This is a genomic window from Bacteroides oleiciplenus YIT 12058 (assembly GCF_000315485.1).
Taxonomy (GTDB): domain Bacteria; phylum Bacteroidota; class Bacteroidia; order Bacteroidales; family Bacteroidaceae; genus Bacteroides; species Bacteroides oleiciplenus.
Genome location: NZ_JH992941.1, coordinates 542,337 through 559,903, shown reverse-complemented (window position 1 = coordinate 559,903; position 17,567 = coordinate 542,337). Strand labels below are relative to the sequence as shown.

Sequence of the window (17,567 nt, the reverse complement as noted above, 5' to 3'; positions counted from 1 at the left end):
TATTCCTATTTATTTATTTTTCTCGTTTTGTACAGATAATCTGGTTACTAAATTCAACGCTGATGCGGGAATATTTGTTCCATCCTACCTTATTTAATCCTCTTTCGTAGAAGGCCTTCACCCGGTCGAGCTTACGCTCGAAGCCATCCAGTTTGCCGAGGTAGATGATATGGTCGCCTACGCGCGGCACTAATTCAACATTCCTGTCGGACAGCACATGTATCTGCTCAACCTGTGCGTCCCAGAACTTATTATTCTGCAAAAATACACCAAACTTATATAAATCCCTCATGGCAAACGACTTTTCTACTCTTCCGGTCACGATGGCGAGGTGGGCGACGCACTTTGCATCGGGCGGCATCACCGTTCCTTTGTTGTCCAGATAGTAGTTTTCGCCATTAGCACTCATCACTCGCAGGATGGGGATTCGCTGGCTGACTTCCACGCAAAGTTTTCCGCTGGGGGTCTTATAACATTCCACTTCGTCGATGAGCGGATGTTTGGCAAGTTCCTTTTCCAGTGTTTTGCTGCGAATACGGTCCATTGGTTTGCCGACGGGGTAGATACCTTTTTTTTCCAATATGTCCGTCACTTCCTTCTTGGTGATAAAGCCGGCATAAACTGTATCTTTGATAACCAATTCCATGTCATGACACACCTGACCGGCAGGCTTCCGGTTGAAAGCCGTGATAGCCACCACCAGATAGGCGATGATGAGCAGCAGGACGATGGACAATAGAATTCGTTTGAACATGGGCTATTTATAATTTACATTATTCTTAATTTTCAATACTCAGTTGCTTTGTGATTTCAGGGACGTAGTTGTCTATATCTCCGGCACCTAATGTAATCAACACTTCAATTTGCTTCTGAGAGAGCAGGTTTAGTATCTCTTCTTTTTTGCACATGCATTTCTCGATACCCGGACGCAGATTGTCATATATCAATTGGCTGGTGACGCCGGGAATGGGTTGCTCACGTGCCGGATAAATGTCCACAAGGATAACTTCGTCGAGCAATGACAGGCTAGCGGCAAATTCCTTGTAGAAGTCGCGGGTGCGGGTATAGAGATGCGGCTGGAAGATAGCTGTAATCTTCTTGTCCTGATACAAATCACGGATAGACTTTACACTTTGTGCAATTTCGGCAGGATGGTGGGCATAGTCACTCAGGAATACGACCTTGTCATTCTTTATTTTGAAGTCGAAGCGACGGTCCACACCCCGGAAACTCGCCATGCCACGTTTGATTTCTTCGTCGGTAGCGCCGCTGAGGTGGGCGAGTGCCATAGCTGCCACGCCGTTCTCAATATTGATGCTGACGGGGACACCTAACTGAATATCGTTGATACGTGTATCGGGCGCCACGAAGTCGATGAATATCTCACCGTTTCCGATACGGATATTCTCGGCATGGAAATCACCTTCGGTGCGGGCGTAGGTATAGACCTTTACGCCGGATTGTACATCAGGTTTCAGGGTAATATCCTTATGTATAATCAATGCACCGCCCGGTTGAATAAGGGTAGTGTAGTGACGGAAACTTTCCAGATAAGCCTCTTCTGTGCCGTAGATATCCAGATGGTCGGGGTCGGTAGCAGTAATCACACTCATATAAGGTGATAACCAATGGAACGAACGGTCAAATTCGTCAGCCTCTATAACTGTGTAAGGGCTGGATTGTGACAACAACAGGTTCGTTTCGTAATTTTTGGAGATGCCTCCGAGAAAAGCGGTGCAACCTACGTGCGATTGATGAAGCAGGTGGGCAGCCATTGTGCTGGTAGTAGTCTTCCCATGTGTTCCGGCAACACACAAACCTTTGCTGCTATGGGTGATGGTTCCCAAAACCTGGGCACGCTTCTGTATCTCAAAACCGTTATTGCGGAAGTACGCCAATTCGGCGTGCTCTTGCGGAACGGCCGGGGTATATATCACTAAAGTAGCTTCCTTATCCTTGCAGGCTTCGGGAATAAGATTCACGTTTTCTTCATAGTGTATCTGTGCACCTTCTGCTATGAGGTGCTCGGTCAGTTCGCTCGGAGTACGGTCGTAGCCGGCAACGAGCTTTCCTTTGGATAGGAAATAACGTATCAAGGCGCTCATGCCGATGCCGCCGGCACCAACGAAATATACGGATTTGATGTTTTCTATATTCATGTATTTTAGTGTTTAGCGGTTAGTGATTAGTGATTAGCACTGTGTACGGGGTTAATCACTAAACACTTATCACTTATCGTTATCTATCAGTTTCAATACTTCTTTTGCAATAATAGTCGCTGAGTCAGGTAAAGCCAGCGTGGCAATGTTTTCACTCAGTACTTTCAGCTTTTTGTCATCAATAACAGTTTCAAGTGCCACAGGAACGAGTTGTTCCATTGCATCCACATCTTTCACATAGATAGCTGCTTCCTTATTTACCAATGCCAGTGCATTTTTAGTCTGATGATCTTCTGCCACATTGGGCGAAGGCACCAGGATAACCGGCTTGTTCAGCAGGCAGAACTCCGAAATAGAACCGGCTCCTGCACGTGAAATAACCAGGTCGGCAGCCGCATATGCGCTTGCCATATCCTTGATGAAATCCGTCACATACAGATTCGGTATAGCAGGGATGCGCGGATTGCGTACGGCTTCACCCGTAGCAGTAGTAATGGCATCTTTGATTTGCTGGATATATATTTTCCCTGTCTGCCAGATAAACTGAATATCACTATGTGCCTTAATTGTATCCAGCGCAGCAATCAGCGTTTGGTTGATGGTGCGGGCACCGAGGCTTCCGCCCAATATCAATATCGTTTTCTTCTCCGGATTGAAGCCGAATGAAGCTACAGCTTCTTCGCGCCCCGGTTTATTTGCCACCAAATTCTGGCGTACCGGATTTCCCGTCATAATAATCTTGTCTGCGGGGAAGAATTTCTCCATGCCGTCATATGCCACGCAAATCTTGCATGCCTTTTGTGCAAGCAGTTTATTCGTTACGCCTGCATAAGAATTCTGCTCTTGTATTAAAGTCGGTACTCCCATCATGCCTGCCACTTTCAAAGTCGGACCACTGGCATATCCGCCTACTCCTACTGCTACTTGCGGCTGAAATTCCTTTACTATCCGGCGCGCTTTCCACTGGCTTCGTAGCAACTTCACAATTACTGCGAAGTTCTTCCATAAGCGTTTGCGGTCGAACCCGGCTACTGGTAAACCGATGATTTTGTATCCTGCGTCGGGCACACGTTGCATCTCCATTCGTCCTTCTGCACCTACAAAGAGGATTTCTGCATCAGGGCGGAGTTCCTTAATGGCGTTGGCGATAGATACTGCGGGGAAAATATGTCCCCCTGTACCTCCACCGCTGATAATGACGCGCGGCCCGTTATTTTTTGTTTCCATATTCTTGTTATTATTCAAATTCTGCATCACTGTTTAAGACCTTTGCTGTCGGATCAGCAGCTGTCTGTGCATCACTGTTCCCTTCTTCAATAGGAGCTTCTATTTGCATAGGTATCTGTGCATCATGTTCTTGCAATTCTTCCAGCCTGGCTGTGTAACGGCTCACACTCAGTATCATACCGACGTACGCACAGTTGATAAGCGTAGAAGTACCTCCTTTACTGATGAGTGGAAGCGGTTGTCCGGTGACTGGTGCCAACCCCACTGCCACCATCATATTGAAGACGGCCTGCGACACGAGCAACAGTGCAATCCCTATAATGAGGAAGGCTGGAAATGTTCGGTCACACTTCTTCGCTATACGCCCGACTCGTATCAATAGGCAGATGTAGAGGAATACCACAAAGGCTCCTCCTATCAGCCCCAGTTCTTCTACAATGATAGCAAAGATAAAGTCGGAGAATGCTTGGCTCAGGAAGTCACGTTGCACCGAGTTGCCCGGCCCTTTTCCCACGACGTGGCTCGTAGCTACGGCAATGCGGGCATGGGCTATCTGTGCATCTTTGTCTATATCGAATTTAGCTGCGGGCACTTGCTTGTCGTCCGTAAACTTCTCAATACGGGCACGCCAGGTGTCAAAGCGATGGAGGAATGGTAAATCACTGTTCTTTGTCAATACCAGAAAGGTGACGCCTATGATTGCGACTCCTGCCAATCCACCTGCCAGTATCAGCAGTTTCTTCATGGCCACCCGTCCGATGAACATCATCAGGAAGACAACTCCGAAAAGCAATGCTGCTGTGGAGAGGTTTTCCGGTGCAATCAGCAGGCAGATCACTCCCGTAATAATCATGATGCGCTTGAATGCTTTCGGGCTGGCCCCGTCTTCGTCCTGTCCTTTCGAAAGGATGAATGCAGTGACGATGATGACAGCCATCTTTGCAATCTCCGAAGGTTGGAACTGAATACCCATAAAGGTCATCCAGCGTGCTGCTCCGTTGACGCGCTCCATCAGCATGACGAGTCCCAGCAATACCACCGACAAGGGGAGTAGGAAGACCGGGAATACCTGAAACCACTTATAAGGGATGTTATGCATAAACACCACTACCACGACACCCACCATCAGAATAATGCTGTGCTGTGTAATCGGTCCCCAGTGGTCACCGCTCTTGTACGTCAGTGTAGACGCAGCACTGAACACTTCCGTGATGGAAATGAGACAAAGGAAGAGGAAGATTATCCAGATTACCTTGTCGCCCTTGAATATGCTTCTTAATAAGTCCAATGCTTTGCAAATTAAAAATTAATAATTAAAAAATTAAAGAGCTCTCACACACTCCTTAAACTGGTCGCCACGGTCTTCGTAACTCTTGAAGAGGTCGAAGCTTGCGCAGCAAGGACTCAGTAGCACTGTTTCGCCCTTTTTTGCCAGACGGAAAGCAGCGTCTACCGCATCTTTCATGCCGGTTTGTACATCAGCAACGGGCAATCCCATGCGGTCGAAGAAATCGTGCAACTTTTCATTGTGCAATCCCAGATAAACCAGCGCAGAGCACTTATCGCGTACCAAATCTTCAATTTCCGTATAATCATTGCCCTTATCCTTTCCGCCCAGGATAAGTACGGTTTTAGTCTTCATGCTTTGCAAAGCATACCAACAAGAATTCACGTTTGTTGCTTTCGAGTCATTGATAAATTCCACGCCGCGCACGGTTGCCACCTTTTCCAGACGATGTTCCACCCCCTTGAAGTCGGACAATGCCCGGCGGATATATTCTTTCTCTATTCCGGCAAGGTTGGCGGAGATGCCGGCAGCAAGAGAGTTATATAAGTTATGAGTACCCTGCAAGGCCAGCTTCTCCTGTTCCATGTTAAAGGCGATGGGTTCATTGATTTCCACTTCGCCGTCTTCTACATAAGCGATGGCTCCGTCTTCTTTCACGGCAGAGAATGGATAAAGGTGAGCGCGCAGCCCGTGTTTGTCCAGTTCGCGTTTGATGATGGGATCATCGTTCCAGAAGATGAAAGCGTCTTCCGGGGTCTGGTTCTGTGTAATACGGAACTTGGCGTCCACGTACTTCTGCATGCAATGGTCGTAGCGGTCCAGATGGTCGGGTGTGATATTCATCAACACGGCGATGTTGGCGCGGAAGTTATACATGTTGTCCAGTTGGAAAGAACTAAGTTCAATCACATAATAATCATGTTGTTCCGTTGCTACCTGCAAGGCGAGGCTGTTGCCGATATTACCGGCCAGACCTACATTCAACCCTGCACTCTTGAAGATATGGTAAATGAGTGAGGTGGTGGTGGTCTTACCGTTTGAACCGGTAATACATATCATTTTAGCATGGGTATAGCGTCCCGCAAACTCTATCTCAGAGATGACAGGCGTTCCTTGCTCTTTCAGTTTCAGTATCATCGGAGCGTCGTTGGGGATACCGGGGCTTTTCACTACTTCATCGGCATTCAAAATCAACTCTTCCGTGTGCTGTCCTTCCTCCCAGGCAATGTTGTATTTGCCCAGTAATACCTTGTATTTGTCTTTAATGGCGGACATGTCGGAAACGAACGTGTCGAACCCCTGCACTTTGGCGAGTACGGCAGCACCTGCACCGCTCTCTCCGGCTCCTAATACTACAATTCTACTCATGTTTTCTTTAGTTACGGGCTACCAGCTACGAGCCTACCAGTAGTGGCTGGAGTTGGTAGTTGCTACAAGTTTGTTTCTTATTAGCGACCAGTAGCGAGCACTTGTAGCTTGTAGCTCGTCACTGGTAGCTCTATTATCTGATTTTTAATGTTATAATCGTTATCGCTGCCAGTACAATCGTTACAATCCAGAAGCGGACAGTAATTTTTGATTCGTGGAACAGCTTCGTCGGTTTTGTAAACTTCACCGTGCAACCCGGTTCTATCAGGCTCATGGAAGTGCGGAAATGGTCATGAATAGGTGTTCGCTTGAACAATCTTTGTTTCACTCCCTTCCGTTTTCCGGCTTTATAATAGAAGCGTTGCAGGATAACCGATAAATTCTCCACCAGAAATACACCGCAAAGAATGGGTATCAGCAATTCTTTGTGTATGATGATGGCGAACACAGCAATGATACCGCCAATCGTTAAACTACCTGTATCACCCATAAACACCTGTGCTGGAAACGCATTGTACCACAGGAAACCAATCATGGCACCGATGAAAGCACAGATGAAGATTACCAGTTCTTCCGACCCTGGAATATACATGATATTCAGGTAACCGGCATACTCGATATGGCTCGATACATAAGCCAGTATTCCCAATGCCAGTCCGATGATTGCCGAGTTCCCGGCCGCCATTCCGTCCATTCCATCATTCAGGTTAGCTCCGTTGCTGACGGCAGTTACTACGAAAATGGTGATGATTACAAATAACACCCAGCCTGCCGTCTGTGCATGTTTACCCATGAAACCTACAATGTCGGCATAATCCAGGTTATTGCTCTTGAAGAACGGAATAGTAGTCTGTGTAGACTTGATGTCCTGTCCGGCATGGATTACTTCCATTTCCTGACCGGGCTTCTGCACTTCAATGTTTTCACGGATAACGGCTTGCGGGCTGAGGTAAAGTGTCAGACCTACAATTAGTCCCAAACCTACCTGTCCGATAATCTTGAACTTTCCGTGCAAGCCTTCTTTGTCTTTCTTGAAAATTTTGATATAGTCATCGGCGAATCCCAGCGAACCCAGCCATACCGTGGTAATCAGCATTAATATCATATAGATGTTGCTCAGTTTACCCAGCAACAGACATGGAATGAGAATTGCCACAATAATAATGACACCACCCATACTCGGCACACCTACTTTGTCCACTCCGAACGGGTCGATGCTGGCGTCACGCTGTGTCTCCGTAATTTGTTTCCGTTTCAGTAAGTTAATGAAACGGTCACCCCAGATGCTTGAAATGAGCAATGCCAGAAGAATTGCTATCAGCGCCCGGAAGGATGTATACCCGAACATACCCGCACCGGGAATGTCATATTTATCTAACCATTGAAATAAGTAATATAACATGTTGTTAGTGATAAGTTTTTTAGTGATAAGTGATTAGTGCCTTGCGGTATGACAGCGCAGCCGCTAATCACTTATCACTAACCGTTAAACACTCTATTTAATTCTTCTTTATCGTCAAAGTGATGTTTCACTCCTTTTGTCTCCTGGTAGTTCTCATGGCCTTTTCCGGCTACGAGAATTACATCACCCGGCTGTGCCAGCATGCAAGCCGTTTTGATAGCTTCGCGGCGGTCGGCAATGCTGATGGTCTTTTGCATATCATCTTTGTCCAGACCTGCAAGCATGTCGTTGATGATGTCTTGCGGCTCTTCAAAACGCGGATTGTCCGAGGTGATAATGACGCGGTCGCTTGCTTTGGCAGCTTCCTTTGCCATGATGGGGCGTTTACCCTTGTCGCGATTACCGCCTGCACCTACCACAGTGATGACTTTTCCTTTGCCTTCGAGTACACCATGAATGGCATTCAATACATTGATGAGCGCATCCGGGGTATGTGCATAGTCCACGATGGCGGTGTAGCCTTTAGGTGAACGGACGGCATCAAAACGTCCGGCTACCGGATGCAAGGTGCTGAGGGCAACCAGTACATCTTCCTCCTTCTTGCCAAGCAACACAGCTGCACCAAACACCGCCAGCAAGTTTGAGGCATTGAAACGACCAATGAAACGCACTGCCAGTTCGTGGTTGTTGAAGTCGAGCAACATACCTTCGAAATGCGATTCCAAGATTTTGCCTTTGAAGTCGCAGAGGCTGCGCAAGGAGTAAGTATATACTTTGGAGCGCGTGTTCTGCGTCATGACGAGGCCGTTCTTGTCATCCAGATTCGTTAGACTGAATGCATTCTTGGGCATATCATCGAAGAATTTCTTCTTGGCTTTCAGATAATTCTCCACCGTTTTATGATAATCCAGATGGTCGCGCGTCAGGTTGGTGAAGATGCCACCTGCAAAACGCAGACCGCTGATGCGTTTCTGGGCGATGGAGTGTGAACTCACCTCCATGAAAACATACTTGCATCCGGAATCTGCCATCTGCCCTAATAGTTGGTTCAGGGTGATGGGGTCGGGGGTTGTATGCTCGGTAGGTACGGCCTTATCGTCTATATAGTTGCAAACGGTAGAAATCAATCCCACCTTGTAACCGAAGTAACGGAATGTATCATATAATAAGGTGGCAATAGTGGTTTTCCCGTTCGTTCCAGTCACGCCTACCAGCTCTATCTTGGAAGTCGGGTCATCATAAAAAGTAGTGGCTACCTTGCCTACAGCATCTTCGCTGTCCTTCACCTGAATATAAGTAATACCCTCTTTCCGCTCCTCAGGCACGTCTTCGCAAAGCACGGCCACGGCGCCTTTTTCAATGGCCACGGCAATGTAGGCATGCCCGTCTGTTTGGGTGCCGCGCATAGCCATGAACAGATGTCCGGCTTGCACCAGGCGGGAGTCTATATTTACTCCCGTTATTTCTGTCTCCGTACTTCCGATAATTTGTATCGGTTGTATTGTTTTCAGTAATTCACTTAATACCATACCTTATTATATATAATGTATATTCTATTTTGATAAACTTAATGAAGTGTCAATGCTATCGTTTGCCCCTTCACTACACGGTTTCCGCCCGGTATCGATTGGTTCTTCACCCTACCTACACCGTTCAGTCTGACCTTTAGTCCTTTGCTTTCCAACAAATAGACTGCATCTTTTGCTCCCATTCCGATAACACTGGGAACGGTATTTGAGCCAGATTCTTCTTTACCCTGCAGAATAACAGCATTGGGTGACTCTTGCGTATGTCCCCATGTTTCTTTCCCTTTTTGGGGAGAGAATTGTTTCTGTACCGGTACTTTCAGATTGTTCAATACCAGTAATGCCTCGTTCATTTCTCCGGCTTTTACAGGAGGAATGACATTACTTGTACTGTCTATCGCACTGCGTATGTCAAACCGCAGGTTTTTCGCATATACTCTTTCGGCAATCTTTCCGAATACGCTGCCTGCCATCAAGCCGCCCGAAGCGGGAAGTCCCGGCTTTTGAATAGAGACAATGCAACTATATTTCGGTGCCTCTGCCGGGAAGTAACCGCAGAAACTTACCAGATAATTAACCCGCCCGCTTTTGTAACCTGCTGTGCCTTGAGATACTTGTGCCGTACCTGTTTTACCTGCCACAGAGAACTGTTTGCTTCCGGCTGGTTTTGCCAATCCTTGTGATACGACTTTCTCCAGAATATCGCGTATCTGTGTCAGAGTACGGTCGGAGCATATCTTGGGGTTAATCACCTCCGTTGGGTATTCTTCCACAACTTCACCGTCTTTTACGGCAGCTTTTACAAACTTGGGGCGTACCATTACGCCATTGTTGGCAATCGCATTATAAAAAGTCAGTATGTTGAGCGGCGGAACTTGCGTTTCATATCCGATACTCATCCAAGGCAAGGTAGTCTTGGCAAAATATCTTTCTTTCGGACCTTTTATATTCGGCTCTCCTTCACCGGAAATCTGTAAATGCAACGGCTGGTCGATGCTCATACGCTTCAATCCGTCCACATACTTCTGCGGATTATCTTTGTAATGCTTGTCGATGAGGTAAGAAACACCTACGTTGGACGAAACTTCCAGGATACGCGTTACATTGATCTTTCCATATCCTCCACGATGCCAGTTGTGGTCTCTCATTTTACTGCCGTACATATTCATGATACCGTTTCCGGTGTCTACTTCCGTTTCCGGGGTAATTTTACCGTCTTCGAGGGCCACCATGATAGAGGCGGTCTTGAATGTAGAGCCCGGTTCCATCATGTCACTGATGGCGTTATTCCGCATTTCGTAATAGTTGCCGTCACCCGCTTTCATCATATTGACGATGGCTTTCACTTCACCGGTTTCCACTTCCATCAGTACGGCTACACCTACGGTAGCATTGATTTCTTTCAGTTTGTCCACCAGTGCTTTCTCACAAATGTCCTGCATGCCTACATCAAGGGTGGAGATGATGTCGCAACCATCCACGGGAGCTATATCCACGATGTTCAAGTATTTGTTCATCACCTTCTGGCGGTGGGTGATACCGTCACGCCCTTTCAATAATGTGTCGAATGATAGCTCGATACCGTTCTTTGCTCCTTGTGCGGTGTCGGCGTAAAGATCGCCTAATGTACGGGCGGCCAGTGAACCGAATGGCTTCTTGCGTTGGTTGTATACTTGTTCGTGGAACCCGCCTTTGTACTTGTTCAGATTAAATACAGGCAGACGCTTTGCTTCCTTATATTGGATGTATGAGATGCGTCTCGGGTAAATCAGATAGTTGCGGCTACCTTTTTTACGTCCTTTCTGCAAGTGCGACTTGAATTCGGCGGTGCTTTTATCGGGAAATATCTTATGTAGTCCTTCACAAATCTCATTCATATGATTCACCAGCATGGTGTCTTTGGTGTATCCACCCGCCATAAAGTCCATATATATACGATATTCGGGCAGGGAACTTGCCATCAGTTTGCCGTCGGATGAAAGAATATTACCACGATTAGGCTTTACCGTCACGTTCTCTTTTACAAAACGGTCGGCTACATCCTGCCAGTACTGTCGTTCGGCAAACATGATGATTGTGCCTTTTACGACAATAGCTATCCCCAGCAATCCCATTACAAGGACTACGAAGAAGTAGCGGGTCATGATATTTTTCTTATTTACTGCCATTCTCTTTTCTAAAGTTGTCTCCCTATTTCTTATTTAATCAAATACGGTGGATTAGTCGAAGTCTGCAAGTCACTCTCCTTGGTTGCAATGTATTCCTCGATGCGCGACTGGCGGCTCCGCTCCATCAACTCCGAACTGCGGGTCAGGGCGTCGTATTTAATATCAATCAGTTCTTTTTTCAATTTATCTATCTCTATCATCTGTTGCTGGCAAGCATAGCGGTTGTGTATGTAGAACAGAATCAGCACCATTATCAACACAAGCAATTTAGTCTGACGGCGGAAAAAGTCCGTTGCCAGAATGTCGCCACCAATGATATTTTTCAGGGATGTACGGTTTTTAGCCTTCGTTGCCTTTTCCGCTTTCTCCGTTTTTTCATTTACCTGTTTCTCTTCCATTTCTTTCATCGCTCCATCACTTATCACTAATCACTTAACGCTAATCACTATGCATCACTTTTTCTCTGCAATTCTCAGTTTGGCACTTCTCGACCTCGGATTACGTTCTATCTCCGCTTCGTCCGGTACAATTACTTTATTGTTTACCAACCGGAAGGGTGTCTGCACATTTCCAAAGAAATCTTTTTCCATCTTGCCCTCTACGTTTCCGGTCTTCATCATATTCTTCACCATCCGGTCTTCCAATGAATGGTAAGTAATCACCACCAGTCGTCCGCCCGGTTTCAGAGCTTCAGTTGCCGCATATAGCATTTCTTTCAGTGCTTCCATTTCCTGGTTCACTTCGATGCGCAGTGCCTGAAAAACTTTAGCCAGTTCCTTCTTCTCCCGTTCCCGGCCGAAAAGCGGTTTAATGACTTCCAGGAACTCTCCGATAGTTGTAATCTTCTGTCCGGCACGTGTCTTTACAAGTACGGATGCCAGTTTGCGACTGTTCTTTAACTCGCCATACAGGTAGAAAATGTCTGCCAGCCGCTCTTCATCATAGTTGTTTATGATATCTGCCGCAGTATCCCCCGCACGCTTGTTCATGCGCATATCCAGTGCACCGTCAAAGCGGAATGAGAATCCCCGTTCGCTGTCATCGAAGTGATGGGACGATACTCCCAGGTCGGCAAGTATTGCATCTACCTCTTCAATGTCGTGATAGCGCAGGAAATTGTGCAAATACCGGAAGTTGCTCCGTACAAAGATGAAGTGCGGATTATCTACAATGTTTCGTTCCGCATCCTCGTCCTGGTCGAATCCCAGCAACCGTCCGCCGTCTCCCAGTCGTGACAGTATTTCCCGTGAATGGCCACCACCACCAAAGGTTACGTCCACATACGTCCCATCCGGTTGGATTTCCATTCCGTCTACACTCGGCATCAACAGCACCGGTACATGATATGTCAATTCTTCATTTCCCATTCATCACTAATCGCTAATCGTTAATCACTCATCCTCGTCTTCCTTCCAATCGTCTTCGTCTCCCAGAATATCCTGCAAAGCTTCGCTAAACTCTTCCGGGTTCATGAACGGTTGTTCAGTTTTCTCTTTTGCCCAGATTTCTATCGTATTGTCCACACCGATGAAACGTACATCGCTCTGTATGCCGGCCATTTGCAGGTAACGTTTGGGCAGCAAGATGCGTCCGTTCCCGTCGGGAACCATGATTTCCGCATCGCTCACAAATTGCCGGAAAATTTCTTGGTGTTTTGCGTTCCACTTGTTCAGGCGCTTCCGTAGTTGGTTTTGCGTCTTGAACCAAACGCTTTCTGGATAGAGTACCAGACAGTCTTGGAATACGTCTTTGCGCAGCACGAGTTTCTCTTCGGAAGCAGATTGCAGTTGCCTCCGAAAGCCGGCGGGGATAAATACACGTCCCTTAGCGTCGGTTTTCGCTTCTATATTGCCCAAAAAACGTATCATCGTTACCTTATTATAATAAGCGACGGTAAAAGTACACATTTCCCCACAATTCCCCACAAGTTTTAACTAAAAACTTTTTGAGAAGTTTTCAACACCCTGTTCATTGTTTATTTCGTTGATAATGAACTCTGTGCTGAAAGGCTTTATCAGTGGGGAATCAGTGTAGGATTCGTGTGGTTTTATGGTCCCGGTTTTGTATTCGGACCGTACCTGAGATGTACTTGCTCCGTACCAACTCCGTAGCAAATTCGGTTAAAGGTACCTCTAACCGAATTTGCTACGGAGCAAGTATGGAGTAAGTGCGATTTTGCTGCGAGGTTGGTATGAGGTTGGTGCTCTCTGAAGGAGATATCGTTTTACGCGATGATGAGGTAAGTCAATAGAGGGTACTGACAGATACAATGTTAGTCTATCCGTACTCTTCTTTTTGGGGGGTACGCCTATATTGCCGGTTTATTTCGAATAGCTTTCAGTAAATTATCATTTATGATATTTCGCTGGGAATAATATTAAATTTCTTTTTAAAGCAACTACTAAAATATTTGGGGTCATTATAGCCTACGGTATAAGCCAAATCAGAAATCCGGATATTAGGATTATCCGAGATGATTTTGTGGGCTGTTTGCAAACGTATATCTGAGATGAAAACAGAAGGTGATTCACCTGATAATTTTTTTATTCTCCTGTAAAGAGTTGATTTGCTTACTTTCATGGCATCGGCAAATGCCTGTTGGTCGAACTCGACGTTATCCAGATGCTCGTATACACAGTTGATAGCCTCTTGCAGGAATACTTTGTCGGTAGAATCTATATCAGGTTTCTGCATTTTGAAATAAATGGCATCCGAGTAATCCTTGAAAAGATTCTCTTTATTTTTCAGTAGACTCTTTATTTTGGCTAAAAGCAGAGTCAACTGAAATGGTTTGGTTATATAATCATCAGCTCCGGCTTCGTATCCCTCAATGATGTCTGATTCGCTATTCTTAGCTGTCAGAAGGATGATAGGAATATGTAATAACTCTTCTTGTTTCTTTACGTAATGGCAAAGTTCTATGCCATTCATTACGGGCATCATAACATCTGAAATGACAATTTTGATATCTTTCTCTTTTTCCAGTTGTGCTATGGCCTCTTTACCATTGGTGGCTTTAAGGATATGATATTCCCGGGCTAATGAGTGAGACATGACATTAAGCAAATCTTCGTTGTCTTCAACTAACAGCAATGTTTTTCTGTCTACTTCTTCAAACGTTTCTATATGGGATGCAGCTTTATTACTCTCATTGTCTGTGCTGTCGTTTTCTGCTGTCTCCGGTAGTGATAGAATACTTCTGTCAATTTCTTCTTCGGAGAATGCGTCTTCCGTAATGGGGAGTGTAACACTGAATGTAGTGCCTTGCCCAAGTTTGCTTTTAACTTCAATAGTTCCGTGATGCAGGGTTACAAGGTCTTTGGTCAGGGACAGACCTATTCCATGTCCTGTTGTGTGGTATTTCCGGTAATCTCCTTCATAGAACCGGTTGAATAATTTAGAGAGATTCTCTTCTGAAATTCCTTCTCCATTATCACTTACGGCAATGATAATCTCTTTGGATGATGTACTGTAAGAAATATTGATATGGATTTTCTTACCCTCTTTGTTATATTTGAACGCGTTAGAAAGCAGATTATAGAGTATCTTGTCTATCTTATCCGGATCAAAATATCCTATTATATCTTCCTGCTCAACAGATATTTCCAGTTGCATCTTTTTCTTCTTTACTAAAGGCAGGAAACTGTTGACGCTGTTCATGATGAAAGATGTGATGTTACCTTGTGACACTTTCAGCTTCAAATTACCGGATTCTGCTTTTCTGAATTCCAGAATTTGTTGTAACAGACGCTTCAGTCGATTGATATTATTATCCATTATGGAATAATAATCACTTGGAGCGTAACTTTTGATTTCATTTAGTGTAACAGAAATAACGGTTAACGGAGTAAGTAACTCGTGTGTGATATTTGTAAAGAATTGTAGTTTGGCACGATTTAATTCCTCTTGTTTCTTCTGTTCCAGCTCTTTTATCCGGAGGGCATTTTTTTGCCTGATTTTTTTTCTTCCGATACGTATTGCATTGGCTATGAGGCTGACAATGAATATAGAGTAAAAGAAATACGCCCAGGAGCTACTCCACCAAGGAGGGGTTACAGTAATGGTAATGGCTTCTTTTACCTCACTCCATTTTCCATTTCCATTGCTTCCTTTTATATATAGTGTATAGGTACCACTTTCCAGATTACTGTAGGATATAATGTTGCTTCTGTTGGAAGTGTACTGCCAAGTATGGTCCAGACCTTCTAACTTGTAGGCATACTCATTCTTTTCCGGATTATAGAAGTTTAGTACAGATAGTTTACAACTGAAATCATTTTGCTTATAATTCAGGCGAAGAGTCCGGGTGTATCCGGGAGCAAAGTCAGAAATCGCGGCTCTCTCCGTTGCCGGAAGATTCTTCAGTGATTGGTTTTGTATTTGTATATCAGTAATAAAAATCTCCGGTTGTGATTCGTCGGCAGTCAGTTTCTCAGGATAAAAAGAGTTATATCCTTGAGGACCGCCAAAAAACATTTCTCCATCTTCCGCCTGACAGGCAGCCCCTCTCGCGAATTTATTATCCTGCAATCCATCGGAAGTGGTATAGAGGCGGCATTTGCTTTCTGCAATAGAATCTTTCAGATTTAGTTTTATCAATCCGACGTTGCTTCCCATCCACAGATTTTGTTGTTTGTCTTCCAAAATACTGCATATCATATCGCCGGGGATATTGTATTGGGTATGGATGGAAATGAAAGAATCTTGTTGGGGATCATAAAGATTCAGTCCTCCGCCATCTGTACCTGTCAGAATGTTACCTTCTTTATTTACGAAGATACACTGTATTTCATTTGAATTAATCTTTTGGTTGTTGATGGAATAAGAGAAAAATGTACACTTCCCGTAATCTTGTGGAGGTGGCATACGGAATATTCCACTGTGATCCGTTCCTATCCATATATTGTTGAGGCTGTCTTGGGTTATGGAATAAATGTTATGCGAATATTGCATTTGCGGGGAGAGCAGATTATTGTAGTGGTAAAACTGTCCTTCTTTTGTCAGAATACTTAATCCGGTAGTGGAACCCAGATAAACATTCTGTCGATTATCTTCAAACATACAAAATATGAAATTCGGGAATTGGGGAACTGTGGTTGAACTCATGTTTGACAAAGGCTGTCTATGGTCTTCCGGGCGGTATATGTAAAGCCCATTGCCGAAACTGCCTAACCATAGTTCATCTCTGTTCTGTGGCTTCAGAAAGCTATAGTATGTATCTTCAGAGTTGAGGATGGTTGGGCTAAAAGCCTTTTCCCTTTTACTATTGGAGTGTGTGGTGCGGTCATGGATGATGAAACTATGCTTTTCCAGACCGATCCATAAATCATCTTTATAGATAGTCAGTCCTTGAATATTGTTACAGGCGGTCTGATTGGAGGCATAAGTGGGTTGATGGCGGTTGAATTGCAGATTTTGTGGCTTTACCCAATAGACTCTTCCTCCGAGAAAACCCAGCCACATGGTTCCTGTCCGATCCCTGAAGATCGTTATGATTTCATTGTAGGGTAGTCCGCTGGAAGGGATATTAGGGGCATAGTTTACAAAGTTTTTACCATTAAAGCAACTCAAACCTTCCAGTGTTCCTATCCATAAGGTACCGGTACTTAGGTCTTCGGATATGGAATATATTAGGTTATGTATAAGACTGTTATTATTTCCTTTTTCGTGTACGAATTTCTCGAAATAAGCTTTTTCTGTATCGTAGGGATGATGAAGCTTATATAGTCCGTATCCCCATGTCCCGATCCAGATTTGCTCTTTGCTGTCCTGAAACAGGAAATAGGCAGAATTTAAAGGATTGAAGGCCGGATAAGTTATTAGGCTGTCTGTGGAGACAATGTAACGGTGCAGCCCATTGCTCCATGTACCTATCCATATCTGATTGTTGGGTGCTTCTATAAGAGATTTTACATCCATTTGTTTGACTTTGATAAAGTTTTCGGCGGTATTTGGCTGGTTGGGCTTTTTATCGTTTTTATATAGCCAGCTGCCGGTTCCTATCCAGATGGTACTGTCCTTTGTTATTAATAGGGATTGAACTCTTTCATTATTCAAAACACCAAAATCCTTTTGAATTTTTCCCGTCTTTTTGTCGAGCATATTCAGACCATAACTGGTACCTATCCACAGTCTGTTTTGATAATCCTCTTGTATGACCAGAATGTCGTTGCTGGATAAAGCATTGGGAGTATATAGATTAGATTTGAAGGTTTCCAACTCATACCCATCGAAACGGCATACTCCGTTGCGGGTGGCAAACCAGATAAAACCTTCTCTATCCTGATATATCTGCTGAACATCAGTCGGGATATTGATGTAAGGGGGAAGACTCTTGAACTCACTCTTATATTCTTGCCCCTGCGTGTTCCCGGAAATTAGAGTGATTAGAAAAAAGATCAGATATGATTTCCAAATGTCTTTCATATA

The 17,567-nt window shown here is 44.9% G+C and carries 12 protein-coding genes; all 12 read right to left on the bottom strand.

Going from position 1 to position 17,567, the window contains the following annotated elements; translation table 11 throughout:
• Nucleotides 1-13: 13 nt before the first annotated feature.
• Nucleotides 14-754: a cell division protein FtsQ/DivIB gene (locus HMPREF9447_RS10225; RefSeq protein WP_009129647.1), complete on the bottom strand. Its 741-nt coding sequence runs from the start codon at nt 752-754 to the stop codon at nt 14-16.
• Nucleotides 755-779: 25 nt separating this feature from the next.
• Nucleotides 780-2,159: a UDP-N-acetylmuramate--L-alanine ligase gene (murC, locus tag HMPREF9447_RS10220; protein WP_009129646.1), complete on the bottom strand. Its 1,380-nt coding sequence runs from the start codon at nt 2,157-2,159 to the stop codon at nt 780-782.
• A gap of 69 nt (nt 2,160-2,228) precedes the next feature.
• On the bottom strand, nt 2,229-3,386 hold the full coding sequence (gene murG, locus HMPREF9447_RS10215) for an undecaprenyldiphospho-muramoylpentapeptide beta-N-acetylglucosaminyltransferase (RefSeq protein ID WP_009129645.1): 1,158 nt from the start codon (nt 3,384-3,386) through the stop codon (nt 2,229-2,231).
• A 10-nt stretch (nt 3,387-3,396) separates the two neighbouring features.
• Nucleotides 3,397-4,674 carry an FtsW/RodA/SpoVE family cell cycle protein gene (locus HMPREF9447_RS10210; RefSeq protein WP_009129644.1) on the bottom strand — a complete coding sequence of 426 codons (1,278 nt, stop codon included), beginning with the start codon at nt 4,672-4,674 and terminating at the stop codon, nt 3,397-3,399.
• Nucleotides 4,675-4,707: 33 nt separating this feature from the next.
• The gene (gene murD, locus HMPREF9447_RS10205) at nt 4,708-6,042 is read right to left on the bottom strand and encodes a UDP-N-acetylmuramoyl-L-alanine--D-glutamate ligase (protein ID WP_009129643.1); all 1,335 of its coding nucleotides are present in this window, start codon (nt 6,040-6,042) and stop codon (nt 4,708-4,710) included.
• A gap of 133 nt (nt 6,043-6,175) precedes the next feature.
• Nucleotides 6,176-7,444: a phospho-N-acetylmuramoyl-pentapeptide-transferase gene (locus HMPREF9447_RS10200; protein WP_009129642.1), complete on the bottom strand. Its 1,269-nt coding sequence runs from the start codon at nt 7,442-7,444 to the stop codon at nt 6,176-6,178.
• A 77-nt stretch (nt 7,445-7,521) separates the two neighbouring features.
• Nucleotides 7,522-8,973: a UDP-N-acetylmuramoyl-L-alanyl-D-glutamate--2,6-diaminopimelate ligase gene (locus tag HMPREF9447_RS10195; RefSeq protein WP_009129641.1), complete on the bottom strand. Its 1,452-nt coding sequence runs from the start codon at nt 8,971-8,973 to the stop codon at nt 7,522-7,524.
• A 38-nt stretch (nt 8,974-9,011) separates the two neighbouring features.
• Nucleotides 9,012-11,138, bottom strand: coding sequence for a penicillin-binding protein (locus HMPREF9447_RS10190; protein WP_244267601.1), 2,127 nt, complete (start codon nt 11,136-11,138; stop codon nt 9,012-9,014).
• A gap of 29 nt (nt 11,139-11,167) precedes the next feature.
• Nucleotides 11,168-11,536, bottom strand: coding sequence for an FtsL-like putative cell division protein (locus HMPREF9447_RS10185; protein ID WP_085938325.1), 369 nt, complete (start codon nt 11,534-11,536; stop codon nt 11,168-11,170).
• 54 nt (nt 11,537-11,590) lie between these two features.
• Nucleotides 11,591-12,505 carry a 16S rRNA (cytosine(1402)-N(4))-methyltransferase RsmH gene (gene rsmH / locus HMPREF9447_RS10180; RefSeq protein ID WP_009129638.1) on the bottom strand — a complete coding sequence of 305 codons (915 nt, stop codon included), beginning with the start codon at nt 12,503-12,505 and terminating at the stop codon, nt 11,591-11,593.
• Nucleotides 12,506-12,529: 24 nt separating this feature from the next.
• Nucleotides 12,530-13,006 carry a division/cell wall cluster transcriptional repressor MraZ gene (gene mraZ, locus HMPREF9447_RS10175; RefSeq protein WP_009129637.1) on the bottom strand — a complete coding sequence of 159 codons (477 nt, stop codon included), beginning with the start codon at nt 13,004-13,006 and terminating at the stop codon, nt 12,530-12,532.
• 484 nt (nt 13,007-13,490) lie between these two features.
• Nucleotides 13,491-17,564, bottom strand: coding sequence for a hybrid sensor histidine kinase/response regulator (locus HMPREF9447_RS10170; protein WP_009129636.1), 4,074 nt, complete (start codon nt 17,562-17,564; stop codon nt 13,491-13,493).
• Between the last annotated feature and the right edge of the window lie 3 nt (nt 17,565-17,567).